This window comes from Arthrobacter sp. N1 (assembly GCF_048288285.1).
GTDB lineage: Bacteria > Actinomycetota > Actinomycetes > Actinomycetales > Micrococcaceae > Arthrobacter_D.
Map to the genome: position 1 here is coordinate 3082874 of NZ_CP102608.1, position 25052 is coordinate 3107925.

21 protein-coding genes and 1 tRNA gene are annotated in these 25052 nt (G+C 70.2%); 12 read left to right on the plus strand and 10 right to left on the minus strand.

Annotated elements, in window-relative coordinates; all coding sequences use genetic code 11:
* Positions 1–4: 4 nt before the first annotated feature.
* From NVV32_RS14335 to NVV32_RS14345, 3 genes are all read right to left on the minus strand, one after another.
* Positions 5–946, minus strand: coding sequence for an ABC transporter permease (locus NVV32_RS14335; RefSeq protein WP_055767447.1), 942 nt, complete (start codon positions 944–946; stop codon positions 5–7).
* Positions 943–1947 carry an ABC transporter permease gene (locus tag NVV32_RS14340; protein ID WP_055767444.1) on the minus strand — a complete coding sequence of 335 codons (1005 nt, stop codon included), beginning with the start codon at positions 1945–1947 and terminating at the stop codon, positions 943–945. The genes NVV32_RS14335 and NVV32_RS14340 overlap by 4 nt, the downstream gene beginning before the upstream one ends.
* 101 nt (positions 1948–2048) lie before the next feature.
* Positions 2049–3743, minus strand: a complete 1695-nt coding sequence (locus NVV32_RS14345) for an ABC transporter substrate-binding protein (protein ID WP_082471225.1) — start codon at positions 3741–3743, stop codon at positions 2049–2051.
* A 214-nt stretch (positions 3744–3957) separates the two neighbouring features.
* On the opposite strand from NVV32_RS14345, the gene NVV32_RS14350 reads away from it, so the two are divergent.
* A complete protein-coding gene (locus tag NVV32_RS14350; RefSeq protein WP_422390611.1) occupies positions 3958–4962 on the plus strand; it encodes a DUF2332 domain-containing protein in 1005 nt (334 codons plus the stop codon).
* Positions 4963–4966: 4 nt separating this feature from the next.
* On the opposite strand, the gene NVV32_RS14355 is transcribed toward NVV32_RS14350, so the two are convergent.
* Entirely contained in the window at positions 4967–6166 is a 1200-nt protein-coding gene (locus tag NVV32_RS14355; RefSeq protein WP_422390612.1) for a MarP family serine protease, read from the minus strand.
* 242 nt (positions 6167–6408) lie between these two features.
* Here NVV32_RS14355 and NVV32_RS14360 point away from each other — a divergent pair, with 242 nt between their 5' ends.
* On the plus strand, positions 6409–7086 hold the full coding sequence (locus tag NVV32_RS14360; RefSeq protein ID WP_055767432.1) for a Crp/Fnr family transcriptional regulator: 678 nt from the start codon (positions 6409–6411) through the stop codon (positions 7084–7086).
* A 102-nt stretch (positions 7087–7188) separates the two neighbouring features.
* Here the strand turns inward: NVV32_RS14360 and NVV32_RS14365 are convergent, their stop codons facing one another.
* The 3 genes from NVV32_RS14365 to NVV32_RS14375 are packed head-to-tail and all read right to left on the minus strand — an operon-like array spanning position 7189 to position 8756.
* Positions 7189–8103 carry an NUDIX hydrolase gene (locus tag NVV32_RS14365; protein WP_055767428.1) on the minus strand — a complete coding sequence of 305 codons (915 nt, stop codon included), beginning with the start codon at positions 8101–8103 and terminating at the stop codon, positions 7189–7191.
* A gap of 3 nt (positions 8104–8106) precedes the next feature.
* Positions 8107–8598 carry a RidA family protein gene (locus NVV32_RS14370; protein WP_422390613.1) on the minus strand — a complete coding sequence of 164 codons (492 nt, stop codon included), beginning with the start codon at positions 8596–8598 and terminating at the stop codon, positions 8107–8109.
* A gap of 2 nt (positions 8599–8600) precedes the next feature.
* Complete coding sequence (locus NVV32_RS14375; RefSeq protein WP_152812776.1) at positions 8601–8756, minus strand: DUF4177 domain-containing protein; 156 nt, start codon at positions 8754–8756, stop codon at positions 8601–8603.
* 35 nt (positions 8757–8791) lie between these two features.
* On the opposite strand from NVV32_RS14375, the gene NVV32_RS14380 reads away from it, so the two are divergent.
* The 5 genes from NVV32_RS14380 to NVV32_RS14400 all read left to right on the plus strand — a co-directional run bounded on the left by NVV32_RS14380 (position 8792) and on the right by NVV32_RS14400 (position 16083).
* Positions 8792–11119 carry a transglycosylase domain-containing protein gene (locus NVV32_RS14380; RefSeq protein ID WP_422390614.1) on the plus strand — a complete coding sequence of 776 codons (2328 nt, stop codon included), beginning with the start codon at positions 8792–8794 and terminating at the stop codon, positions 11117–11119.
* 1 nt (position 11120) lies between these two features.
* Positions 11121–12068, plus strand: coding sequence for a metallophosphoesterase (locus tag NVV32_RS14385; RefSeq protein WP_157365736.1), 948 nt, complete (start codon positions 11121–11123; stop codon positions 12066–12068).
* Positions 12069–12180: 112 nt separating this feature from the next.
* Positions 12181–14013 (plus strand): ABC transporter ATP-binding protein, encoded by a 1833-nt coding sequence (locus NVV32_RS14390; protein ID WP_422390615.1) that lies wholly within the window; start codon positions 12181–12183, stop codon positions 14011–14013.
* A complete protein-coding gene (locus NVV32_RS14395; RefSeq protein ID WP_422390616.1) occupies positions 14010–15908 on the plus strand; it encodes an ABC transporter ATP-binding protein in 1899 nt (632 codons plus the stop codon). Before NVV32_RS14390 ends, NVV32_RS14395 begins: the two co-directional genes overlap by 4 nt.
* Before the next feature lie 98 nt (positions 15909–16006).
* Positions 16007–16083, plus strand: a tRNA-Pro gene (locus NVV32_RS14400).
* Between the two features lie 60 nt (positions 16084–16143).
* On the opposite strand, the gene NVV32_RS14405 is transcribed toward NVV32_RS14400, so the two are convergent.
* From NVV32_RS14405 to purD, 3 genes are all read right to left on the minus strand, one after another.
* Positions 16144–17127 carry a hypothetical protein gene (locus NVV32_RS14405; RefSeq protein WP_422390617.1) on the minus strand — a complete coding sequence of 328 codons (984 nt, stop codon included), beginning with the start codon at positions 17125–17127 and terminating at the stop codon, positions 16144–16146.
* A 362-nt stretch (positions 17128–17489) separates the two neighbouring features.
* Positions 17490–18389, minus strand: a complete 900-nt coding sequence (locus NVV32_RS14410) for a phosphoribosylaminoimidazolesuccinocarboxamide synthase (protein ID WP_422390618.1) — start codon at positions 18387–18389, stop codon at positions 17490–17492.
* The gene (gene purD, locus NVV32_RS14415; protein ID WP_055767413.1) at positions 18386–19678 is read right to left on the minus strand and encodes a phosphoribosylamine--glycine ligase; all 1293 of its coding nucleotides are present in this window, start codon (positions 19676–19678) and stop codon (positions 18386–18388) included. The genes NVV32_RS14410 and purD overlap by 4 nt, the downstream gene beginning before the upstream one ends.
* 104 nt (positions 19679–19782) lie before the next feature.
* Here purD and NVV32_RS14420 point away from each other — a divergent pair, with 104 nt between their 5' ends.
* The 5 genes from NVV32_RS14420 to NVV32_RS14440 all read left to right on the plus strand — a co-directional run bounded on the left by NVV32_RS14420 (position 19783) and on the right by NVV32_RS14440 (position 25022).
* Positions 19783–21483: a molybdopterin-dependent oxidoreductase gene (locus NVV32_RS14420; RefSeq protein ID WP_422390619.1), complete on the plus strand. Its 1701-nt coding sequence runs from the start codon at positions 19783–19785 to the stop codon at positions 21481–21483.
* Between the two features lie 137 nt (positions 21484–21620).
* Entirely contained in the window at positions 21621–22625 is a 1005-nt protein-coding gene (locus NVV32_RS14425) for an asparaginase (protein ID WP_055767407.1), read from the plus strand.
* A 12-nt stretch (positions 22626–22637) separates the two neighbouring features.
* On the plus strand, positions 22638–23003 hold the full coding sequence (locus NVV32_RS14430) for a sterol carrier family protein (RefSeq protein ID WP_422390620.1): 366 nt from the start codon (positions 22638–22640) through the stop codon (positions 23001–23003).
* Positions 23000–24544, plus strand: a complete 1545-nt coding sequence (locus tag NVV32_RS14435) for a DUF2079 domain-containing protein (RefSeq protein WP_422390621.1) — start codon at positions 23000–23002, stop codon at positions 24542–24544. Before NVV32_RS14430 ends, NVV32_RS14435 begins: the two co-directional genes overlap by 4 nt.
* A gap of 19 nt (positions 24545–24563) precedes the next feature.
* Positions 24564–25022 (plus strand): hypothetical protein, encoded by a 459-nt coding sequence (locus NVV32_RS14440; RefSeq protein ID WP_235498653.1) that lies wholly within the window; start codon positions 24564–24566, stop codon positions 25020–25022.
* Positions 25023–25052: the final 30 nt, after the last annotated feature.

The window sequence follows — 25052 nt, forward strand, 5'->3', positions numbered from 1 at the left end:
GCGGCTACTTGCGCCGCGTCTTCGGGTCCAGCGCCTCCCGGAGCGACTCGCCCAGCAGCGTGAAGCCGAGCGCCGTGATAGCGATGCAGGCGCCGGGCAGGAAGGCGAGCTGCGGTGCCACGGCGAGTTCGGCCTGCGCGTAGGTGAGCATGCGCCCCCACTCGGCGGCCTGCGGTAGCCCACCGCCGAGACCGAGGAAGGACAGTGCGGCCGCGTCGATGACGGCGGTCGCGAGCGTCAGCGTCGCCTGCACGATGACCGGGCCCATGCTGTTCGGCAGGAGGTGGCTCATCGTGATGGTGCGCCGGCTGAGCCCCAGGGTCTGCGCCGCGAGGATGTAGTCCGCGCCGCGCTGCGACAGCATCGAGGAGCGCAGGAGCCGCGCGAAGATCGGGATCTGCGAGACACCGATGGCGATCATGATCGCGTACGAGCTCTGGCCCAGCACCGCGGCGATGCTGACGGCGAGGAGCAGGTTCGGCACGGACAGCAGGATGTCGACGAAGCGCATGATCACGTTGTCCACCCAGCCGCCGAGGCCGCCCGCCAGGACGCCGAGCAGCATGCCGCCCGCGAGCCCCAGCGCCGTGGAGACGACGCCGATGAGCAGCGAGGCCTGCGCACCCCAGATGAGCTTGCTCAGCACGTCACCGCCGAAGCGGTCGAGGCCGAGCGGGAAGCCGTCGATCTCGCCCGGCCCGGGGATGGTGGTCGGGGTGATGGACGTGCGGCCCGGCAGTTCGTCGCCGCCGTAGGGGGCGAGGAGCGGCGCGAGGATGGCCACGAGCAGGAACAGACCGATGATGACGGCGCCCACGATCGCCTGCGGATTGCGGCGCAGGCGGAGGAAGGCGTCCTTCCACAGGCCGGTTCCCCGGCCGGTGTCGATGGCGGGGTCGTTCGGGGCTGCTGAACCGCCGGCGGCGGGAGGCAGGATGGTACTCATTGCACACGCACCCTCGGGTCGATGACGGAGTAGGACAGGTCGACGATCAGGTTGATCAGGGCGTAGAGGATCGCGATGAAGATGATGAAGCCCTGCAGCACCGGGTAGTCCAGGCCGAAGATCGCGTCCCGCAGGAACCGCCCGATGCCGTTGAAGGCGAAGACCGTCTCGGTGAGGACCGCCCCCGAGATGAGCAGGCCCAGCTGGAGGCCGATGGTCGTGACCACGGGCAGCATGGCGTTCCGTAGGATGAAGCTGCCGCGGATGGTGCGCTCCATGAGGCCCTTGGCGCGGGCGGTGCGGACGTAGTCGGCGTTCTGCACCTCGAGCACCGAGGCCCGCGTGATGCGGACGATGATGGCGAGCGGGATGGTACCGAGGGCCAGCCCCGGCAGGATCAGGTGCAGGAAGGCGTCCCACGCGGCGTCGTACTCCCCGGTCAGGATGCCGTCCAGGACGTAGAACTGCGTGTAGTGGGTCGCATCGATGCGTGCGTCCTGCCGGCCGTCCGGGGGCAGGATGCCCCACTGGATGGCGAAGATGTACTTCAGGATGAAGGCGAGGAAGAAGACCGGCACCGTGATGCCGATCAGGCTGAGCACCACCGAACTGTGGTCGAGGAACCGGCCGTAGTACCGCGCGGCGAAGTAGCCGAGGGGCACTCCGACGCCGATCGCGAAGATCAGGGCGACGACGGTCAGTTCGAGCGTGGCGGGGAAACGCGTGGCGAATTCCTCGAGTACCGGACGGCCGGTGTTGATGGAGACGCCGAAATCGCCCTGCAGCAGGCGTCCGACGTAGGTCAGGTACTGCGTGAGCAGCGGCCGGTCGAAGCCGTAGAGCTCGTTGACCCGGGCGATCGCCTCGGGGGTCGCCTTCTCGCCCAGCAGGGCGGTGGCGGGACCACCGGGGAGGCTGCGCACCCACAGGAACAGCAGGATGGACAGTCCGAACAGGGTGGGGATGAGCAGGGCTATCCGTTTACCGATGACGCGTAACACTCGAGGGATCCTTCCGGGTCGACCGGCGCGAGCCGGACAGGGGGCCTACAGCGCGATGGAGCCGGCCCCGACCAGGGACCGGCTCCACACGGGTACTGCTGCTACTCGCTCAGCTCGATCTCGGTGAAGACCTCGTCATTGACGGGGCTCGCCGGGTAGGAGGTGACGCGGGGAGCGAAGGCCAGCGACGGAGCGGGGTGCGCGAGCGGGATGGCCGGGTTGTACTCGGCGATCTGCTCGTTGATGTCCTTGTAGAGCTCCGTCTGCTGCTCGCGGTCGCTGACACCGCGGGCCTCGTCGAGGGCCGCGAACAGCTCGGGGTTGTCGAAGCCGAACTCCAACTTCTCCTGCCCGAAGAAGACGCCGATGAAGTTGTCGGTGTCGTTGTAGTCGCCGGTCCAGCCGAGCAGGTGCAGGCCGTGGTCCGGGGTGCCCTGGACCTGGTTCAGGTAGTCGGGCGACCAGGCGGCGGGAGCGGGCTTGACCGTGATGCCGACCTCGCTGAGCTGGGCCTGCAGGTTGGTGAAGACCTGCTCGGGGGTGGGCATGTACGGACGGGACACGTTCGTCGGGTAGTTGAAGGTGACCTCGAAGCCGTCGGGGTAGCCCGCCTCGGCCAGCAGCTCCTTCGCGCGCTCGGGGTCGTACTCGTAGGTGGTGACGTCCGGGTTGTAGCCGTCGACGACCTCCGGGATGAACTGCGTCGCCACCTCGGTACCCTCGGGCAGCGTCTGGGCGACCAGCGCCTCCTTGTCGATGGCGTGCGCGATGGCCTCGCGGACCTGCGGGTCGGCGAGCTCGGGGATCGCCTGGTTCATGCCCAGATAGAGGATGGTGAAGGGATCGCGCGGCGTGATGTTGTAGCCGGCGTCCTTCAGCGACTGCGTGTCCGCGGGCGCCACGAGGTCGTAGCCGTCGATGTCTCCGGCCTCGAGCGCCTGGCGGCGTGCCTGCGGGTCGTCGATGATCCGGAAGATCGTGTTGGTGATCTGGCCCTTGTCACCCCAGTAGTCGTCGTAGATCGAGATCTCGAGCTGCTGCCCGACATCCCACGAGTCGAACTTGAAGGGACCCGTACCCACCGGGTGGCCCAGGGCGTACTCGCTCAGCGACGGGGCCTCGGCCGTGCCGCCGATCTCGTCGGCCGCGAACTCCTCGAGCGCCGTCGGGCTCTGCATGGCGAACGCGGGGAGGGACAGCGCGGCGATGAACCCGGCGAACGGCTTGGCCAGGTTGATGGTGACCTCGTTGTCGCCATTGGCCTCGCAGGATTCGTAGACCGCGTTCTCGGGGCTGTCGGCGAAGCCGCGGAACAGCGATCCGTAGTAGTAGGAGGTGGTCTCGGCCTGCTGGATGCCGGTCCAGTTGTACCAGCGGTCGAAGTTGAAGCAGACGGCTTCGGCGTCGAACGGCGTTCCGTCGTGGAAGGTCACGCCCTCCTTGAGCTGGAAGACGGTCGACAGTCCGTCCTCGGCAGTCTCCCAGGACTCGGCGAGCAGCGGCGCGGGATCGGCGGTGCCTGGTTCGACGCCCACGAGGCCCTCGAAGATCTGGCGGCTGACGCGGAAGGACTCGCCGTCGCTCGCGAAAGCCGGATCGAGGGACTTCGGATCGGACGATGCGGCGAAGACGAAGGTGGAGTCGATGGCGGACTCGCCCTCGGCGCCGGTGTTCTCCTCGCGCTCGCTCTGCACGCAGCCGGTGAGGAGGAGTGCTGCGACGGAGAATCCTGCAGTGAGCACGGCGCGTTTTCTTGCGAAACCGGTGCCGCGCACGGATGTGCCTCGGTTGGACATGTGTTGCTCCCTGGTGAACGAGTGATTCCTACCGGATCTACCGGTATCCATGGGGACCACAGCGGCGAACGCGCTGATCCGTGTGACGAGCCTAACTTCCGGGAGGTCCACGAACGGTATTTCCCGGGCGTCGGTGGTTACGATTTGGCATCACGGGCCGCCGCGCAGGCGCCTGTCACGGCCCCGAAACGTGGCTGAAACCGAAGGGAACGCCATGGAGACAGGAACGACGACGTCCGCCCGCTACCGGCGCTTCGCGGAACTCGAGGCACGCGGCTACTCACCGCTGTACGACGACTGGTGCATCGGCATCAGCGATGACGCGGAACTGCTCGCGCTGCTCGACACGCTCCCTCCGGCCCGCCGCCAGCCTGTCCTGTTCCTCGGCGCAGCGCGCTTCGTCGGGGTCCCCCTGGACGGCTTCGCCACCTTCCGGTCCTTCGTCGTCGCCCGGTGGCCCATGATCCGGCAGGTGATGCTGACGCGCACCACGCAGACCAACGAGGCGGGGAGGTGCGCCGTCCTGCTGCCCTCCCTCGCCGCGATCAGTGCCGTGGAGGGCAGGCCCCTGGCCCTGATCGAGGTCGGCGCGTCAGCGGGTGCCTGCCTCTACCCGGACCGCTACGCCTACCGCTATTCCCCCGGACCGGCCCTCGATCCGGTGGGCGGGTCCTCCGTCCCCGCCCTCGACTGCTCCACGGCGGGTCCGGTCCCGTTCCCGCAGCGCCTGCCCCATGTGGTGTGGCGGGCGGGTATCGACCTCAACCCGCTGGACGCCCACGACGGCGACGACGCCCGCTGGCTGGAGGCGCTCGTCTGGCCCGAGCACATCTTCCGGCTCGATCGGCTCCGCGCCGCCCTCGGCGTGGTCCGGTCGGAGCCGCCCCTGCTCGTCCGGGGGGACCTCACCGAGGAGATCGAGCCGCTCGTGGACCGGGCACCCCCGGACGCCGTCGTCGTCGTGTTCCACAGCGCCGTGCTCGCCTATGTCGACGCGGAGGGCAGGAACCGGTTCCGCGAGACCATGCTGCGGCTCGCCGAGGCCCGCGACCGCCCGGTGCACTGGCTCTCGCACGAGGGCCACGGGACGCTGGCAGGGGTGGACGGGGCGATGGGGCGCGCGCCGGGGGAACTGGACGGGCGGTTCGTGCTGCAGCACAACGGGCGGACGGTGGCACGCACCGGGCCCCACGGCCAGTCGATCGAGTGGCTCCCGTAGGCGCCTAGCCGCGCGTGCACTGACCGGCGGAGACGGCGTCCTGAAGACCCGGCGCACCCTCGGCGATCGGGCGGAGCTCGTCGAGGGACAGCGCGTAGCCCACCGGCGCATCCGCCGTCGACTTCGCGAAGACCACCCCTGCGACCCGGCCGTCCATGTCCAGCAGCGGGCCACCCGAATTCCCCTGCTGCACGTTCGCGGCGAGGCTGTAGACCTGCAGCGGCTGGGGATCGGCGCCGTAGATGTTGTTCACGAGCACCGGCGAGAGGCTCTGCACGCTGGCCGGCTGAATCCGGTACGGACCGCCCGCCGGGTAGCCGGCGAAGGCCACGGTCGTCCCGTCGGCCACTTCGTCGCCGAGTGGGAGCGGTGCGGCCTGCAGCCCGTCCACGGCGATCACGGCGATGTCCCGGGCCGTGTCCAGCTGGACCACCCTGCCGGGCAGGGCCCCGCCACCGGGTACCTCCACCACCGGTTGATCGACACCGGCGACGACGTGCGCATTGGTGATCACGCGATCGGGCGCGACGACGAAGCCGGACCCGGTCTGGTTCTGGCCGCACTGGAACGCGGTGCCCGTGATCCGGACGACCGACGCGGCAGCAGCCGCCAGTTGGGGGGTATCCACCGAGGCGTCGGGCACGGCCGCCGGCGTGGCCGGGCCGACGCCCTCGAGGAGGGTGGGGATGCCGTCGTCGACCGCGATGGTGCGGAGCTGCGCCGTCCAGGTGCGGACGGGACCGGGTGTCGCGCTGTCGATCGCCCGGATGACCTGGGAGGACGCCAGCTGCTGGGACAGGAACGGTACGCCGAGGGTCCCCACGCCGAAGGCGAGCATCGACAGGACCAGCGCCGCGACGACGACATTCACCACACCGCCGAGGATGCGGTCCACGACGCGCAGCGGCGGGACGTCCGACCACTTGCGGATCGAGGCGCCGAGCGCCGAGCCGACGGCCTGGCCGATGATGATGAGGACGATCACGGTCGCGATGACGGCGATGAGCCGCCAGGGGTTGTCCGGAACCCAGGCACTCACGAGGGGGATCGCGAAGAACGCCGCGACGGCGCCCGCCACGAATCCGACGATCCCGCCGAGCGTCACGAGGAAGCCGTTGCGGATCCCCGTGACGAGGTAGCCCAGCAGCACCACGACCAGGACGAGGTCGAGGAGGGTGAATCCCGCGAGATTGACTTCCGGCACGAACATTCTCCCCTGGCTATGGACGGCGGGAGCATGGGCGGCCTCCCGGCACTGCGAGCGATTCTAGCGGCGAAGCATGGGAGGAGCGTGGGAGGACCGGGGCGCCTGCGCCCTGACGACGCGGATTGCGCTGCCCGGGGCGTGTATCAGTCGTCACATCTGCTCCCGTACGGCAAGATGGTCAGGAGAAGGCAGCGGGTACCGCCGCGGAACGACGCACCACAGACGCATCAGGAGAATTCATGGACATCGAAGTACTGCGCCGGGCGCCCCTCTTCGCCTCACTGGGAGACGATGTCTTCGCCGCCCTGACGGACGAGCTCATCGAGGTGGACCTCCCGCGTGGTTCCTCGGTCTTCCGCGAGGGCGACCAGGGCGATCAGCTGTACTTCATCGTCTCCGGCAAGATCAAGCTCGGCCGCACGGCCCAGGACGGCCGCGAGAATCTCCTCGCGATCCTCGGTCCGGGTGAGCTGTTCGGCGAGATGGCGCTGTTCGACCCGAGCCCGCGGACCGCGACGGCGACCGCCGTGTCGGAGACACGCCTCGCCGGGCTCAAGAACGAGAACCTGCGCACGCTGCTGGAGACGCGCCCCGAGGTCTCGGCGCAGCTCCTCCAGGCGCTCGCGCGCCGCCTGCGTCGCACGAACGAATCCCTCGCGGACCTCGTGTTCTCCGACGTCCCGGGTCGCGTGGCGAAGGCCCTGCTCGATCTCGCGGACCGCTTCGGCCGTCCCGCGACGGACGGCGTCCTCGTGGCGCACGAACTGACGCAGGAGGAACTGGCGCAACTCGTGGGAGCGTCCCGCGAGACGGTCAACAAGGCGCTCGCCGAGTTCGTGCAGCGCGGCTGGCTGCGCCTCGAGGCCCGCGCCGTCGTCATCCTCGACATCCAGCGCCTGCGGCAGCGCAGCCGCTGATCCGTGCGGCCCCGGGTGCCGCACGGGAAGGACGAAGGCACCCGCCGGACGGCGGGTGCCTTCGTCATGGGATGGCGGGTGCCTCCGTCGGGTGCGGATGGATCAGCGGCCGCGCTGCACCGAACCGCCCTCGGTGAGTTTCGGGCACTCGACCTTGAGCATCAGGTCGCCGTCCTGCTCTGCGAGCTCCGGGTAGTACACCTTGACCGGTCGCTTGTGGGACAGGTAGGCGATGCAGCCCCGGCTTGACCCGATCTTCTCGAGGATGATCTCGACCGCCGGGACCGCCAGCTCGCTGAGGACGTGCCCCACGGTGTTCGGCTGTCCGACCTCGTCGCCGAGCCGGGTGGTGTCGCGGTCGGCGATCTCCTGCGCCGCCCACCGCCACTGCCCCCACACACCCTTGCTGTCGAGGATGCTCGGCTCCTGGTTCACGGGCTGCGCCGCCGCGAAGTAGTGGGTGTCGAACCGCCGGTGCGCGAAGTCGGGTGTGAGCCAGTGCGAGAGCGGCTTGATGAGGTCGGTGCGGACACCGAGCCCGCGGCGGCTGAGGATGTCCGCGAAGCGGCACTCGCCCTCGTTGATGGCCTCGCGCGCCTTCATCCACTCCTTGGCCTGTGTGCCCTCGACGAGCGAGGAGGCATCGGGTCCCGCCAGCAGGACACCCGTCTCCTCGAAGAGCTCCCGGATCGCGCAGAGGACGTGCCGTCGCGCTGCCCGGTGGTCGTCGAGCCCGAGGGTCTTCGCCCACATGGCCGGTGTCGGGCCGTACCAGGGCAGGTCGTCATCGTCGGACTCCTCGATGCTCCCGCCGGGGAACCCGATCACCCCGAGCGGTGACTGGCCGCGCCGGTAGGACAGGTAGGTCTCGGTGCCGATCGCGCTGTCACGCAGCAGGACCACGGACGACGCCGGCCGGGCCTTGAGCGGCGTGCGCTGGCCGTGCTCGATCCAGCTCAGTGCCGCGGTGCGCTGGTCCGGGTGAACAGGGAAGAGCCTGGTGCTGAGACGGTCCACGGCCTAGATGAACTCCGCGATGACCTCGACCTCGACGGGCGAGTCGAGGGGGAGGACGGACACTCCGACGGCCGAGCGTGCGTGAACGCCCGCATCGCCGAGGACGGAACCGAGGAGCTCCGACGCGCCGTTGACGACACCGGGCTGTCCGGTGAAGGAGGGATCGGAGGCCACGAAGCCCGCCACCTTCACGATCCGCGTGATGCGGTCGAGGTCCCCGATCTGGCTCTTGATCGCAGCGAGGGCGTTCACGGCGCAGGTCGCCGCGAGGGCTGTCGCGGTCTCGGCATCGACCCCGCCATCGGCCGCCCCGACCTTCCCCGAAGCTGGGAGTTTGCCGTCAATCATGGGCAGCTGCCCGGAGGTGTAGACGTGGTTGCCGCTCACGACGGCGGGAACGTACGCGGCCAGCGGCGGGACGACGCCGGGAAGCGTGATGCCGCGCTCCGCGAGACGCGCCTCGACCGCGGAAATCACGGGTTCGGGAGCTGCCACTGCTAGTTCTTCTCCCGCTTCAGGTAGGCGACCAGACCCTTGCCGTCCGGCCCGGGAACCACCTGCACGAGCTCCCAGCCATCATCGCCCCACTGATCGAGGATCTGCTTCGTCGCGTGGATGATGAGCGGAATCGTGGAGTACTCCCATTTCTTCATGGGGAAAGCGTAGCGGGTGCTTGTAAACTGGAATAATGGCTGCGCGCAAATCACCCCTCTTCGACACGGCTACCACTCTCGGCAAGATCGTCGCCTTCCTCGGAATCAGCGGGCTGGCCGGCGTGCTCGCCGCAGGTCTCCTCGTCCCCGTGGCCGCCGCCGCCGGTACAGGAGCCTCCGCCTCGATCCAGTTCTTCGAGGAGCTGCCCGCGGAGCTCGAGCGGGAGGCCCTCGCCCAGCCGACGACCATCGTGGCCTCCGACGGGTCCCTCATCGCCACGCTGTACGAGGAGAATCGGCAGCCCGTCACCCTCGACCAGATCTCGCCGTCCATGAAGGATGCGCTGATCGCGATCGAGGACTACCGGTTCTACGACCACGGCGGCGTGGACATGGAGGGCATCCTCGGTGCGATCGCCAGCAACCTCACCAGTGACACGACGCGCGGTGCCTCGACCCTGACGCAGCAGTTCGTCACCAACGTGCTGAACGACACGGCACGCCAGAACGACGGCACGGCCGTCTTCAACGGCAGCAAGTCCGTCGGTGACAAGCTGCGCGAGATGAAGCTCGCCATCGCCGTCGAGAAGGAGCTCTCCAAGGACGAGATCCTCGAGGGGTACCTCAACATCGTCCAGTTCAACGGCACGAGCTACGGCGTGCAGGCCGCGTCGAAGTACTTCTTCAACGTGGATGCGAAGGATCTCAACATCCAGCAGAGCGCGCTGCTGGCCGGTGTGGTCAACGGCCCCACGATCTACAGCCCGGAGCTCAATCCGGAGGGCGCGCTGCAGCGCCGCAACATCGTGATCGGCGCCATGCTGACGCGCGGGAAGATCACGCAGGAGGAGCACGACGCGGCCATCGCCACGGACCTCGGACTGGCCATCACCCCGACCCTCAGCGGGTGCGTCGGTGCCGCGCAGGCACCGTACTTCTGCGACTACGTCACCCACCTGATCCTGAACGATCCCGCCTACGGCGAGACGACGGAGGATCGCCGGAAGGTCCTGTACCGATCGGGCCTCACCATCAAGACGACGCTGGATTCGCGCGTGCAGGGCGCGGCACAGACCGCTGTCAACGAGACCGCGAACCCCGACACGACCGACGGCAAGGTCGGCCACACGATGCTCAGCCTCGACCCGAAGACGGGCAACATCCTGTCCATGGCGCAGAACACCCGGTACAACCCCGAGCTGGCCCAGGGCAACACGGTCCTGAACTTCAACGTCGACCAGTTCGACGGCGGAGACCCCGCGAAGAGCCTCGGCGGCGGCGGCGGGTTCCAGCCCGGCTCGACCTACAAGCCCTTCACCGTGGCGGCCTGGGTGGAGGCAGGCAAGAGCCTGAACCAGCAGATCGACGGACGCAAGCGCGTCTACCCCGAGGGTGACCGCTGGCGCGCGAGCTGCGAGCCGGGCGGGAACTACGTCATCAACACGCCCGACGGCGAGGGCTACGAGCCGCAGAACTACGGCGACGAGAACTACGGCACGTACACCGTGCTGTACGGCCTCGCCCAGTCCCTCAACACGATCACCATGGAGACCGCCAGGCAGCTGGACCTGTGCCGCATCAGGGACATCGCCTTCGATCTCGGGGTGCACAACGCGAACAGCAGCGAAGGCGCGCCGACTCCTCCCGGCATCAACCCGCCGGCGCTGATCGGTGGCGCCGTCTCGGCCGCCCCGATGTCGATGGCCACGGCTTTCAGCGGATTCGCCAACGAGGGAACGGTCTGTACAGCGCGGGCGCTGACGGAGGTCACCGCCGTGGACGGCACCAGCTATCCGGTGCCGCCCGTGACGTGCGAGCGGAAGATCGAAACCGACGTCGCCCGGGGAGTCAATTACGCGACGCAGGAAGTCATGCGGATCGGCTCCGGGTCAACGCTCCAGTACGGCGGCATCCCGATGGCCGGCAAGACGGGCACCAACGACGCCCGTTCGCAGACGTGGTTCATGGGCTACAACTCGGACATGGTCACCGCGACCTGGGTCGGTAACTGGCAGGGCGAGGGTGAGGAAGCCTCGCTCGGCGGCCTGCAGATCGGCGGCCAGGTGTACCCCGAGATCGACGGGTCCCTGATCGCCGCCCCGTCCTGGGCGCGTTTCATGCAGCAGATCCCCGGACTCTACGTCGGGAAGCCGTTCACCGCGCCGCCGTCGTCGATGATCAACGGTCCCCAGCGGGGCACCACGCCCACCTCCCCGGTCCGCCCGGGAGGACCCGGGGCCCCCGGCACCAACACCGGCGGAACTGGCACCGGCGGTACCACCGGTGGTACCACTGGAGGAGCGGCCGACAACGGCGGCAACAACGGCAACGGTAACGGTGCCGGTAACGGAGGAAACGGCTAGCGTGACATCGACTCAGACATCCCGGAGCGGGGCACCGCTCGGCTGGGCGGCGGGCCTCACCCTGACCGCCGCGGCCGCAACCCTCGCCTACGCCTCGGCGGTCGAACGGACCCTGTACGGGGTCCGGGAGGAGACGGTGCCGATCCTGCCTCCGGGTGCAGCCCCCCTGCGGGTCCTGCACCTCTCGGACATCCACATGGTGCCGGGACAGAAATCCAAGGCGGACTGGCTGCACGGCCTGGCACGCCTCAACCCCGACCTCGTGGTCAACACCGGTGACAACCTGAGCCACCGGAAAGCCGTCGGGCCCCTGCTGGAGGCCCTCGAGCCGCTGCTGGGTGTACCGGGCGTCTTCGTCCCCGGGTCCAACGACTACTACGCGCCGGTGGTCAAGAATCCCCTACGGTACTTCGCGGGTCCCTCGATCGCCCCGAAGGAGTCCGCGCCGCAGGACCTGCCGTGGGCCGACATGTTCAGTGCGTTCGGGGCGGCGGGCTGGGTGGACCTCACCAACAGGTCGCAGTCCATCGGCTTCGGCAACATGCGCATCGACTTCACCGGCGTCGACGACCCGCACCTCGACCGTGACCGCTACGTGCCCTACCCGTCGGGCAGCAGCACGTCCGCCGAGGCCCCGCACATCCGCGTCGCCGTGGCGCACGCGCCGTACCAGCGGGTACTCGACTACTTCACGGCGGGTGGCGCGGACCTCATGCTCGCCGGCCACACCCACGGCGGGCAGGTCCGCGTGCCCGGCTACGGTGCACTCGTCAGCAACTGCGACCTGCCGACGTGGCGGGCCCGGGGCCTCACGGAGTGGGACCACGAGGGCCGCACGGTGCCGCTGAATGTCTCGGCAGGCATCGGCACGTCGCGCTTCGCTCCGATCCGCTTCGCCTGCCGCCCCGAGGCGGTCCTGCTGACCCTTACCCCGAGGAGTTCCCGCTAGCGGGTATTTCCCGGTTCTTCGCGCTTCACGAACCTGATCGGCGTCACAGCGGGCTTGCCCTAGGATTGTTGCTGAGGGACACCAACAACCATCGATCACCGAAGAGATGGCCATGAAGAACCAGAACACCCTGTGGGAATCGCTCGGACGGCTGTACCCGCACGTGAGACCCATCATCCCCCGCCTCGTCCTCGGCCTGCTCTGCGCCCTCGGTGCGAGCATGATGGCGCTGGCCATCCCCCAGGTGCTGCGCGTCCTCATCAATGACGCCCTCGCCGAGGGTGGCTCGGCGCGCACCGTCTGGGTGGCCTCCGGCGTCGTCCTGCTCCTCGGTGTCCTCGAGGCCACGTTCGTGGCCCTGCGCCGCCAGTTCGTCATCACCCCGGCGACGACGGTGGAGACGAACATGCGCACGTCCTTCTACCGGCATCTCCAGAACCTGACGATCGAGTTCCACGACCGCTGGGGCAGCGGCCAGCTCCTCTCCCGCGCGATGAGCGATCTCAACCTCATGCGCCGCTGGATGGCGTTCGGGCTGATCATGCTCGTCGTGACGTCGCTGACGGTGGTGATGGGCGTGGTGATCATGTTCTTCACCAGTTGGGTCCTCGCCCTGATCTTCGTCGCCGCGGCGATCCCCCTCATGATCTACGGCTACCGCTTCCGCGCCTCCTACAGCCGCGTGTCACGGAAGAGCCAGGACCAGGCCGGCGACCTCGCCACGACCGTCGAGGAGTCCGTCCACGGCATCCGGGTCCTCAAGGCGTTCGGCAGGAGCCGTGAAGCCCTCGAGGACTTCGAGGAGCAGGCCGAGGAACTCCGGCGGACCGAGATCCACAAGGCCCGCTCGCTCGCCACCTTCTCCATGATCGTCACCCTTCTCCCGGAACTCGCGCTCGGGGCCTCGCTCGTCGCCGGGGTGACCCTGGCAGCCAACGGCGAGGTGACCATCGGTGCCCTCGTGGCCTTCTTCGCCACGGCTGCGGCCGTCGCCGGTCCGGTGGAGTTCATCGGCCCCCTGCTCGCCATGACCTTCACGGCCAAGACCGCGATCGACCGCCACTACGAGGTCATGGAGTCGGAGAACACCATCGCCGACCCTGAGCAGCCGGTCCACCTCGACACCCCGGAGGGGGAGATCGTCTTCGAGGCCGTGCACTTCCGCTACCCTGACGCGCAGGACGACGCCGGGGACGTACTCGACGGCATCGACCTGCGCCTGCGCGCGGGCGAGACCATGGCGCTGGTCGGCGTGACCGGGTGCGGCAAGAGCACGCTGCTGCAGCTCGTCCCCCGCCTCTACGACGTGACCGGCGGATCCATCACCATCGACGGCGTCGACCTGCGGAGCCTCACCCTCACGGAGCTGCGCACCCTGGTCGCCGTCGCCTTCGAGGACACCACCCTGTTCTCCACCTCGGTGCGGGACAACGTCCTCATGGGCTCGGACGCGACCGGCGCAGAGGCGGACCGCATCCTCGCGGAAGCCCTCGACGTGGCCCAGGCGCAGTTCGCCCACGACCTGCCGGACGGGGTCGACACGCTCATCGGCGAGGAGGGGCTGAGCCTCTCCGGCGGCCAGCGCCAGCGCATCGCCCTCGCCCGGGCCATCGCGGCCCGGCCGACGGTCCTGGTGCTCGACGATCCGCTGTCGGCCCTCGACGTCGCCACGGAGGAACGCGTGGAGGAGGGCCTCCGCGCGATGCTCCGCTCCACGACCACGCTCATCGTCGCGCACCGGCCCTCCACGGTGGCACTCGCCGATCGCGTCGCGCTCATGCGGGACGGGCGGATCGCCGACGTCGGGACGCACTCGGAACTGCTCGCGCGCAGCGGCCACTACCGCTACGTGATCGCCAGCCTGGACGACGAGGAGATCGCGCAGCTCGGACGCACCGCGGTCACCGGACAGACCGTGCCCGACGACGAGGAGGCGCTGGCATGAGCCGCACCACGACGACGCCCGGCGGCGCTCCGAAGGACCGCGGGCCCCGGCGGACACCGAAGGCACAGGAGACACCGGCGGAGTCGGGCTCCACGTCCGCCGGCGTCCTCAACGAGGACGACGTCCTCCTCGACCGCGCGCAGAGCAAGGCGGTGCGCTCCCGCTCCTTCCGCCTGCTCGGCTCGCTCATCCGGCCGAACCGTCGGCAGTTCATCTGGACCGTCCTGCTCGTCGTCGTCTCGCAGGCCGCGCGCGTGGCCGGCCCGGCGATCATCGCGTTCGGCATCGACCGGGCCCTGCCGGCCCTGATCGACGGCGATCCGCTCATGCTCTGGGTGGCGGGTGGCACCTACCTCCTGGCCGCCGTCCTCGCCGCCGTCCTGACGGCCGGGTACGTCCGGGCCACCGCGCAGCTCAGCCAGTCGATGCTCCTGGATCTCCGGGTGCGGGTCTTCCGGCACACGCAGCGACTGAGCCTGGAGTTCCACGAGAAGTACACGTCGGGCCGCATCATCTCCCGCCAGACCTCCGACCTCGAGGCGCTGCGGGAACTGCTCGACTCGGGGATCAGCTCCCTGGCCTCGGGTGCCATCTTCATGCTGTTCACCGCAGCCACCATCTTCGCCCTCGACTGGCGCACCGGGTTCCTGATCCTCGCGGCCGCGGTCCCGATGTTCTTCCTGGCCCGCTGGTACCAGAAGCACTCCCAGATCGCGTACCGGGAGTCCCGGGTGGTGTCGGCGAAGCTGATCGTGCACTTCATCGAGACCATGACCGGCATCCGCGCCGTGAAGGCCTTCCGCCGTGCGACGGTCAACGCCGAGCGCTACGACGACCTCGCGGAGGACTACCGCACCGTCACCGTGCGCTCCATCAACCTCAACGGCGTCTTCCAGCCCGGCCTCGTGCTGATCGGCAACGTGACGGTCGCCGTCGTCCTGGTGTCCGGTGGGTTCCGCGTGCTCGGCGGCTCGCTCGAGGTCGGCGCGCTCCTGGCCCTCCTCCTCTACAGCAAGCGGTTCTTCCAGCCCGTGGACCAGATGGCCATGTTCTACAACTCGTTCCAGTCCGCCGCCGCGGCCCTCGAGAAGGTGTCCGGGCTGCTCGAGGAAGTGCCGACCGTCCGTCCGCCGAAGAACCCGGTGTCGCTGCCGGACCCGCGGGGGGACATCGACTTCCACGGCGTCCAGTTCCGCTACGGCAACGGCCCTGTGGTGCTGCCCACGCTGGACCTCTCCATCAGGGCCGGGCAGACGGTCGCACTCGTCGGCCAGACGGGTGCCGGGAAATCTACCCTCGCCAAGCTGATCGCGCGCTTCTACGACGTCTCGGCGGGCCGGCTGACCCTCGACGGCGTCGACCTCCGGGAGCTGGCGCCGGCGGACCTCCGGCGCGCGGTCGTCATGGTCACGCAGGAGGCCTTCCTCTTCAGCGGTACGGTGGCCGACAACATCGCCGTCGGCAAGCCCGAGGCCGGGCGCGAGGAGATCATCGCGGCTGCCCGCGCCGTCGGAGCCGAACAGTTCATCCTCGAGCTGCCCGAGGGCTTCGACACCGATGTGAACAAGCGCGGCGGCCGCGTCTCCGCCGGGCAGCGGCAGCTGATCAGCTTCGCCCGCGCCTTCCTCGCCGACCCGGCGGTCCTCATCCTCGACGAGGCGACGTCCTCACTCGACATCCCGAGCGAACGCCTGGTGCAGGAGGGCCTGCAGAAACTCCTCGGCAACCGGACCGCACTGATCATCGCGCACCGCCTCTCCACCGTCGCGATCGCCGACCGCGTCCTCGTGGTGCACGACGGGCGGGTCGTCGAGGACGGCACGCCGGCGGACCTCATCGGCGGCACGGGGCGCTTCGCCACCCTGCACGCCGCGTGGAAGGACTCGCTGGTCTGAGCGGGCAGGCGCCGCCGGGCCCGGTTTTCCTCGCCGCTGATCCTCGGCTATCCTTGGACAGTTGCCGTTCCGGAGGTCCTCCCTCCCGCCGGTGGCACCGGGGTGTGGCGCAGCTTGGTAGCGCGCGTCGTTCGGGACGACGAGGTCGCAGGTTCAAATCCTGTCACCCCGACCACAGGAACATCTGCAGAAGGCCCGCCGGTCACCCGGCGGGCCTTCTGCGTCGAGGGTCGGATCAGCGCGCGGAGGTCGTCACGACCTCGTACCCGTCGGGATCCACGGCGCCGAACTTCGCGTTGGCGAGGGCCAGCGTGTTGCCGAACAGTGCCACGGTGGTCGGCACGTCGAAGAGCGGACTCGTGATGACATCCTCCACCTCGCCGCTCGATCGGTCCTCCGACAGGCTGATCCGGCTGACCTGGTTGAGCCGGTTCTGCACGGCGTAGACGGTGTCGCCCTGGGCGAGGATGCCGTCCACGGCCGGCAGGGGGACCGTCGTGATGGCAGCGCTCGCGCCCGTCGCGGGATCCACGGTGTAGAGGGCCTGATTGGCGGAGTGCGCCACGATCAGGGTGTCACCGCCGTCGAACGACGTGATGCCGTTAAGGTTGAAGCCGGGCGTTACGAGCGCGGCGGGTCCCGTGAGCGTGATGGTCTCGACCTCGCCCAGGGCGCCCTTCGGTCCGACGGGGAGGAAGTAGAGTTCGGCGCTGCGTGAGTTCGTGAACCAGGCGCCGTCCTTCGTGAGGGTGACGTCGTTGATGAAGGCGTCGCCCGTGGCCAGCTGGACGTCCGCGACGGGCGCTCCGGTGCGGGTGTCGTACACGTAGGCCTGGCCGGTCGGCCCACCCGAGACGAAGAGCAGGTCGTTCCGCACGTCGGCTTTCAGCCCCACGGCGACCCTGCCCTCGGGGGCGTCGATGAAGAGGTCCGCCGTCCCCTTCCGGACGTCGCCGCGGTAGATGTCGCCGTCGCCGAGGTCGCCCGCGTAGAACGTCGAGCCCTTGCCTGCGGCGATCCCTTCCGCACCGGACGCACCGGGCAGCGGGATGAAGGCGCCCTGCTGCTGGGACGAGGCGGCGTTCGCAGGTGGGGCCGCGGGCTGCGCGGCGACGGCACCGGCAGCGGGCAGCAGCAGGCCGCCGGTCGCGACGACGGCGACGGCGGCGCGGGCCAGGCCGTGGCGGCGGGAACGGGTGGAGGGGGAATCGGTGTTCACGGTGCTCCTCGATGGTTCTGCGCGGGCGGACCATGGGGTGTACCGCACCGCGCTGTGTCGACTGGGTCCTGGCCGTCCGGTGGACGGCCATCATCGTGTACCACGGCCGGGACGGCCGCCGGCGCCGGCGCAGTCCTGGAACTGTGGCCGGTCCTCACCCATAACGCTCGGGTCACGGCCATCGTCCCCGGGAACCATCCCGGACCCATCAACGATCGGACGCTCGTCCACACCTCTCGGCGGGTGGAGGGCGTGTCGTTGACCGGCACGCCGTCCTGGGCAGCACGGACCCGGACGAAGCGTGAACGACGGCGCGCGTCACCCGGGGAGAACCGGCGCGGAGCCCGACGCCGTCAGGAGCCTCAGGCGAACGTACGGCCCGTCAGGCGCTCGTACGCCTCGATGTAGCGGGCGCGTGTGCGCTCGACGACGTCCGCGGGCAGTGCGGGCGGGTCACCGGAGCGGTCCCAGGCGGCGTCGTCGGACGTCAGCCAGTCTCGGACGAACTGCTTGTCGAACGAGGGCTGCGCCTGCCCGGGCGCGTACAGGGCAGCGTCCCAGAAGCGCGAGGAATCGGGGGTCAGGACCTCGTCGCCGAGGGTGATGGCGCCGGTGGCCGGGTCCAGGCCGAACTCCACCTTCGTGTCCGCGAGGATGATCCCCCGCTCCCGTGCGATCGTCTCGGCCCGCGTGTAGATCCCGAGCGTCAGGGTCCGGAGCTCGGCCGCGGCGTCGTCGCCCACGGTCATGACGACCGCGTCGTACGTGATGTTCTCGTCGTGCTCCCCCACCTCGGCCTTCGCCGACGGTGTGAAGAGCGCGGGTTCCAGGCGCGAGCCGTCCACGAGGCCGTCGGGCAGCGGCAGCGAGCACACCGTCCCGGACGCCCGGTACTCCAGCAGGCCGCTGCCGGTGAGGTAGCCGCGCGCGATGCACTCGATGGGGTACATGGCGAGCTTCCGGCAGATCATGGCCCGCCCCTCGACCGCGGCGGGCACTCCCCCGGCGGCGTCGGACGCGATGACATGGTTCGGGATCCCCGCGAGCCGCTCGAACCACCAGAGGCTCAGCTGCGTCAGCACGCGGCCCTTGTCGGGGATCTCCGTGGCGAGCACGTGGTCGTACGCGCTGATGCGGTCGCTCGCGACCACCAGGACGACGTCGTCGCGCCCGTCCTCGGGCTCGTACAGGTCCCGGACCTTGCCCGAGTAGACGTGCCGCCAGCCCGGGAGCTCGGGGTGCGCGGGGGCGAAGGTGCTCATGCGGTCGCCGCCGCCGGTCCGGTGACGGACACCTCGGCGCGCGCCGCCTTCAGCGCGATGTCCGTCCGGTACTGCCCGCCCTCGAGATCGATCAGTGCGAGTCCTTCGTAGGCGGTGGAGCGCGCGTCCTCGAGGGAGTCCCCGAGTCCGACGACGGCGAGTACACGGCCCCCGGAACTCACCACCTTGCCGTCCCGCTCCGCCGTGCCGGCGTGGAGCACGTGGGCGCCGTCGACCTTCGCGGCCTTCCGCAGCCCGCGGACGCGGCGACCGGTCACCGGGGTGTCCGGGTAGTTCTCCGACGCGAGGACCACGGCGACAGCGGTCTTCGGCGACCAGTTCAGGGGGTCGATCTGGTCGAGGGTCCCCTTCGCCGCGGCGAGCAGCACTCCCCCGAGCGGCGTGGTGAGCCGGGCGAGGACGGCCTGTGTCTCGGGGTCACCGAACCGCGCGTTGAACTCGATCACGCGCATGCCGCGCGAGGTCAGGGCCAGCCCCACGTAGAGGACACCCGCGAAGGGCGTGCCGCGGTGCGCCATCTCGTCGATGACCGGCTGCGCCACGCGCGTCAGGACCTCGTCGACGAGACCGGCCGGCACCCATTCCAGGGGCGAGTAGGCACCCATGCCACCCGTGTTCGGGCCCTGGTCGCCGTCGTTGATGCGTTTGAAGTCCTGCGCCGGAGCGAGCGGGACGACGGTCCGGCCGTCGGAGAGGACGAACAGGGACACCTCGGGGCCGTCGAGGTACTCCTCGATGACCACGGTGCCGCCTGCACGGAAGCACTCGGACGCGTGGGCGCGGGCCTCGTCGAGGTCGTCGGTGACCACGACCCCCTTGCCGGCGGCGAGGCCGTCGTCCTTCACCACGTACGGGGCACCGAACGTGCAGAGCGCCTCGCCGGCCTCCTCGTCGGTCGCGGCGACTCGCGCCATGGCGGTGGGGACGCCCGCAGCGGCCATGACCTGCTTCGCGAAGGCCTTCGACGCCTCGAGCTGGGCCGCGGCCCTCGTGGGCCCGAAGACGGGGATGCCGGCGTCGAGCAGTGCATCGGCCACCCCGGCCGCCAGCGGCGCCTCCGGCCCGATCACCACGAGGTCCGACCCGAGCGAGCGGGCCAGGTCGACGACGACTCCCGGCGAGCCGGCATCGACGTCGTGCGTGGGCACGTCCGCCGCGATCCCCGCGTTGCCGGGAGCCGCATGCACCTCGCGGACGAACGGATCGGCCAGCAAGGCCCGGACGATGGCATGTTCGCGGCCGCCGGGGCCCAGCACTAGAACCTTCACAGTAGGACAGCGTACTGGAGGCGTCCGGGCCCACCCACTGGGTCGCCCCTGTTACGGGAGGCCCGCCTACCCATACTGTCCAGCGCCCTCTCCGAATACTTCACATGAGCAACTCCACCAAGCCCCGCCGCGGCCTCTCCCTCCTCGCCGCGCTTGCCGGCATCATCGCGGCCGGCGTGGTGCTCGGTGTCGCCGAGCTCGTCGGAGCCTTCTTCCGGGCCAGCGCCACTCCCGTCATCGCGATGGGGTCCACCTTCATCGACTTCACGCCGCCGTGGATGAAGGATTTCGCGATCGAGACCTTCGGCACCAACGACAAGCTCGCGCTGCTGGTCGGCATGGGCGTCACCATCACGCTGCTGGCGGCGGTGCTCGGTATCCTCGCCTTCCGCAGGTGGGCCCTCGGGGTCGCCGGCGTGGCCTTCATGGGCGCGATCATCATCGCGTGCGTCCTCACCCGGGCCGGAGCCTCACTCCCGGATGCCGTCCCCACGCTGGTCGGCACGGCCGCGGGCCTGCTGGCGCTCCGCTGGCTGATCGCCCGGCTCCGCCACGCCGCTGCTCCCGCCACACCGACGACGGGCAGGGCCGACGTGGCCGGGACCGACACCCGGGGCTCCTCGCGGGGCGATGGCGTCACCGTGACGGAGGCCCGCGAGGTCTCGTCCGAGCACGACGGCGCCCGGGGTTCCGTCGCGACCGCGGCACGGCCCACGACCGGTGGCACGGCCGGCAGCACGTCGCGCCGCGGCTTCTTCGCCGCAGCCGGCATCACCGCGGTGATCGCCGCTGCGGCGGCCGGCGGCGGACGGCTGCTCTCCGGCGCACGCAACAACATCGCCGCCGTTCGGGACGGGCTGCAGTTCCCCGCACCCGCGAGCGCCGCACCCGCACTTCCGGCCGGTGTCCAGTCACCCGTGGAGGGCGTGACACCCTTCGTCACCCCGAACGGCGACTTCTACCGGATCGACACCGCGTTGAGCGTGCCCCAGCTGACCACCGACGACTGGGTGCTCCGCGTGCACGGCATGGTGGAGGAGGAGTTCGAACTCACGTTCCAGGACCTCCTCGACGCCGACCTGATCGAGCGCCATGTCACCCTCACCTGCGTGTCGAATCCTGTGGGCGGCTATCTCGCCGGCAACGCGAAGTGGCTCGGCTACCCGCTCCGTGAGGTCCTCGCCCGGGCCAGGCCGCTCGACGGCGCGGACATGGTGCTCTCCACCAGTTCCGACGGCTTCAGTGCCTCCACTCCCCTGCCCGTGCTCCAGGACGACCGCGACGCCATGCTGGCCGTCGCCATGAACGGCGAGCCCCTGCCCGTGGAACACGGCTTCCCCGTCCGCATGGTGGTCCCCGGCCTCTACGGCTACGTCTCGGCGACCAAGTGGGTCGTCGACCTCGAGGTCACGCGCTTCGCGGACCGGACGGCCTACTGGACCGACCGCGGCTGGTCCGAGATGGGACCCATCAAGACCATGGCGCGCGTCGAGGTCCCGCAGTCCTTCGCCTCCTTCGAGGCCGGCACCGTCATGATCGGTGGTGTCGCCTGGTCCCAGCAGCGGGGGATCACGAAGGTCGAGGTGTCCGTCGACAACGGCGCCTGGGAGGAAGTCACCCTCGCTGCCGAGGCGTCGGTGGACACCTGGCGGCAGTGGTCGCACGAACTCACGCTCGAATCGGGGCTGCACACCGTCAAGGCGCGGGCCACGGACGCGGTGGACGGCCTGCAGACCGAAGAACGGGCGGACACGGTACCGAACGGCGCGTCCGGATGGCAGTCGGTCCAGTTCACCGTCACCTAGGCCACCCGGCACCCATGAGCCAGGAGCACGTCGCTCCACACGATCTGCGCCCACCGGATGAACCGTTCCCTCCGGTGGGCGCAGTTCGCCCCGCCGGACTCGGCCGACCGGCCGGAGCGATAGGGAATACTGGGATCATGCCCTCCACCTTCACTACGGCTGACGCCGTGGACTTCGCCGTCCTCGAACGCAACGGCTTCATCGAATCCCGCCACGTGGGTGCCGCCGTCGTCCTCGCTGCGGACGGCTCCGTGGTGACGGAACTCGGGGACATCACCAGCCCGATCTTCCCGCGGTCGACGCTCAAGCCGTTCCAGGCCCTCGCGAGCATGAAGGCGGGCGTCCCGCTGCGTGGCCCGCAGGTGGCCCTCGCCGCCGCGAGCCATGTCGCGAGCAACGAGCACATGGACGTGGTGCGCACCATGCTCGACGCCGCCGGGGTGACCGAGGAGCACCTGCAGTGCCCCGAGGACTGGCCGCAGGACGAGCAGGCCCGCAACGACCTCGTCCGTGCGGGGAAAGGCAAGCAGCGCATCGCGTTCAACTGCTCGGGCAAGCACGCGGCCTTCCTGTGGGCCTGCACCGAGAACGGCTGGGACACCTCCACCTACCTCGAGCCGTCCCACCCGCTCCAGCGCTCCGTGGCCTCGGTCATCGAGGAGTACACCGGGGAGTCCGTCGCGGCCTGGGGCGTGGACGGCTGCGGCGCTCCCGTGGCCGCGGTCTCGCTGACCGGGCTCGCCCGCGGGATCGGGAAGGTGTCCCGGGCACCGTCGGACAAGCACGCCGATGCCCGCGCCGCGACGATCGCGACAGCCATGCTCGACTACCCCTGGGCGGTCCACGGCGAGGGCATGGAGAACTCCGTGGTCATGGAGGACCTCGGAGTCGTCGCCAAGAGCGGCGCCGAGGGAGTCCTCGTCCTCGGAGCGCGAACAGGCGCATCGCTGGCCCTGAAGGTCCTGGACGGTAACAACCGCGCCGCAACCCTGGTGGGCCTCACGCTCTTCGCCGCCTCGGGAGCCATCGACGCCGAGAAGGTCGGCGCGGTGCTCGAGAAGGTCGTCCCGCCGGTCTTCGGTGGAGGGCGGCCCGTCGGCAGCCTGCGCCTCGCGGCCCCGGTCATGGCTCTCCTCGACTAGGGCTCCCGGACCATGGCACGGCGACGCATCACGGGCGAGGACGGACGGGACGCCCTCGCCTCCGTTGCGGCGGGGACCGGCGGCAGGCCGGAGCTCGCCACGGCGGTGCGCTTCACGCTCGAGGAGCTCGCCGAGCTGGCGCCCGGCAACAGCGTCGAGGTGCGCGTGCCGCCGTTCGGCGTGACACAGTGCGTCGCCGGCCCCCGCCACACGCGGGGGACCCCGCCCAACGTCGTCGAGACCGACGCCACCACCTGGCTGGCCCTCGTGGGCGGGACGGTCACCTGGCCCGAGGCCGTCGCCGCCGGGAAGGTCGCGGCGTCGGGGCAGCGCGCAAACCTGAGCGCGTGGCTGCCGCTCTTCGGGCGCCAGGCATGAACGTCCCCGTGCAGGGCGGGGGCCCGGGCCCCGACACGCAGGACCGGCGCACGACGGCGTCCACCGCAGGACGCGCCACGCCGACCGGCGCGATCGCCAGACGGAACGCACCGGCAGCGGGCGGCCCCCGGGACCGGCTCCGCCGCGTCCGGACCGCTGCCGCCTCCGCCGTGCGCCGCCAGCCCCGCGGAGCCTGGCTCGTCGGCCTGGCCGCCGCCGTCCTCTACAGCGTCTTCTCCGTCACCCAGTGGAACCTGCTCGACGCGCCGTCGTGGGATCTCGGGATCTTCACGCAGCTCGCGAAGGCGTACGCGGGCCTCGACGCCCCGATCGTGCCGATCAAGGGCGAGGGGTTCAACCTCCTCGGCGATCACTTCCACCCCCTGCTCGTGCTCCTCGCGCCGGCCTACGCCCTGGCGCCGTCGGGCCTCACCCTGCTGATGGTGCAGAACCTCCTGTTCGGGCTGTCCGTCGCCGTGGTCACCCGGGCCGGCATGCGCCTCGTCTCCCCCCTCGCAGGCATGGCCGTGGGCGTCGCCTATGCGCTGTCCTGGGGCCTGCAGTCGGCCGTCGCCGCCCAGTTCCACGAGATCGCCGTCGCAGTGCCGCTCCTCGCCCTCAGCCTCGAGGCGCTGCTGCGGCGACGCGTGCTGCCGGCCGTCCTCTGGGGCGGCACCCTGGTCTTCGTGAAGGAGGATCTCGGCCTGACGGTGATCGCACTGGGCCTCGTCATCGCGTGGCGATTGCGGACGGCGGCAGGGCTCTGGCTCTCGGTCTGGGGTGCGCTGTGGCTGATCATCTCGGTCCGCCTGATCCTGCCCGCACTGAACGCGACGGGCCAGTACGACTACTCGGACCGGATCGACGTCGGCGGGATGATCGCCGATCCCGCCGGCGCCGTCATCGACCTCGTGTCCGGCGCGCCCAAGCACGAGACGCTCCTGCTGCTCCTCCTCGCCGGTGGCTTCGTGGTCCTGCGGTCCTCGCTGAGCCTGGTCCTGCTCCCCACCCTGCTGTGGAGGTTCGCCTCGGGCCAGGAGGGCTACTGGGGGCCGGAGTGGCACTACAGCGCCGTCCTCATGCCGGTCCTGTTCCTGGCCCTCGTCGACGCCGTGCACACGCTGCGCAGGAGCAGGCGCGGATGGGTCCGGGCGATCGCGCTCATCGGTGTCCCCAGCGCCGTCGCGGCCGCCCTGGTCCTGCTGCCCACGCAGAAGTTCGCCGTGCTCGCCGAACCGGCCACCTATCGGCAGTCGGAGCGCTGGGACCCGGCGCATCGCATGATGGACCTCATCCCCCGCGGCGCGACGGTCGAGTCCGGCGTGGTCCTCATGGCCTACCTCGTCCCGGACACCCGGGTGTACTGGCTCGGCAACACCAACCCGGCACCGGACTACCTGATCGTCGACGCCGAGGACTGGAGCTGGGGTCCCGTCCGGCCGGCCGACGCCGAGGCCCACGCGGAGCAGCACTATCCCGGCACCGACTACACGACGGTCTTCGACGAGGCCGGCTACCAGCTCGTCGAGCGGCAGCGCTGACGCCCGCTAGCCTTGACGCATGACCTCCGAGCACCCCTCGCCGCACGGCACCCCAGAGCAGCCCGAGACCCGCGGTGCCGTGCCGGCGGACGGGCAGCCGAGCCCTGCCGACCGCGAGGCGACGCCGGTCGTGCAGCCCGATGGGGCATCCGGTACCACGGCCTCGCCCGGATCGGCCGACTCGCCCGCATCACCCGGTTCCCCCGCCTACCGTGAGGTGACCGTCCGCAGGGCGCCGAAGTTCGTGCCCTTCATGGCGGTCGGGGCGATCCTCGGATTCCTGGCGGCCCTCGTCGTCGCCTACACGGGACCGGTCGATCCCACGCTGACGCGCGAATCGATCCTCGGCTTCTTCACCATCGCCTTCGCCCTGCCGGGGGTGCTCCTGGCGGCACTCCTGGTGCTGGTCGTCGATCGCCGCAGCGTCAAGCGGGCGGAACGGGCACGCGCCCAGCGCACCTACGACGACGGCGCCTGAGGCCGTACGCCCCCTTCCCACCGCGCGGGC

Bases quoted from the DNA above. Each gene is read 5' to 3' on its own strand.
- NVV32_RS14335 (WP_055767447.1), bottom strand. From the start codon at position 946: ATGAGTACCATCCTGCCTCCCGCCGCCGGCGGTTCAGCAGCCCCGAAC.
- NVV32_RS14345 (WP_082471225.1), bottom strand. From the start codon at position 3,743: ATGTCCAACCGAGGCACATCCGTGCGCGGCACCGGTTTCGCAAGAAAA.
- NVV32_RS14350 (WP_422390611.1), top strand. From the start codon at position 3,958: ATGGAGACAGGAACGACGACGTCCGCCCGCTACCGGCGCTTCGCGGAA.
- NVV32_RS14360 (WP_055767432.1), top strand. From the start codon at position 6,409: ATGGACATCGAAGTACTGCGCCGGGCGCCCCTCTTCGCCTCACTGGGA.
- NVV32_RS14375 (WP_152812776.1), bottom strand. From the start codon at position 8,756: ATGAAGAAATGGGAGTACTCCACGATTCCGCTCATCATCCACGCGACG.
- NVV32_RS14380 (WP_422390614.1), top strand. From the start codon at position 8,792: ATGGCTGCGCGCAAATCACCCCTCTTCGACACGGCTACCACTCTCGGC.
- NVV32_RS14390 (WP_422390615.1), top strand. From the start codon at position 12,181: ATGAAGAACCAGAACACCCTGTGGGAATCGCTCGGACGGCTGTACCCG.
- NVV32_RS14395 (WP_422390616.1), top strand. From the start codon at position 14,010: ATGAGCCGCACCACGACGACGCCCGGCGGCGCTCCGAAGGACCGCGGG.
- NVV32_RS14410 (WP_422390618.1), bottom strand. From the start codon at position 18,389: ATGAGCACCTTCGCCCCCGCGCACCCCGAGCTCCCGGGCTGGCGGCAC.
- NVV32_RS14420 (WP_422390619.1), top strand. From the start codon at position 19,783: ATGAGCAACTCCACCAAGCCCCGCCGCGGCCTCTCCCTCCTCGCCGCG.
- NVV32_RS14425 (WP_055767407.1), top strand. From the start codon at position 21,621: ATGCCCTCCACCTTCACTACGGCTGACGCCGTGGACTTCGCCGTCCTC.
- NVV32_RS14430 (WP_422390620.1), top strand. From the start codon at position 22,638: ATGGCACGGCGACGCATCACGGGCGAGGACGGACGGGACGCCCTCGCC.
- NVV32_RS14435 (WP_422390621.1), top strand. From the start codon at position 23,000: ATGAACGTCCCCGTGCAGGGCGGGGGCCCGGGCCCCGACACGCAGGAC.
- NVV32_RS14440 (WP_235498653.1), top strand. From the start codon at position 24,564: ATGACCTCCGAGCACCCCTCGCCGCACGGCACCCCAGAGCAGCCCGAG.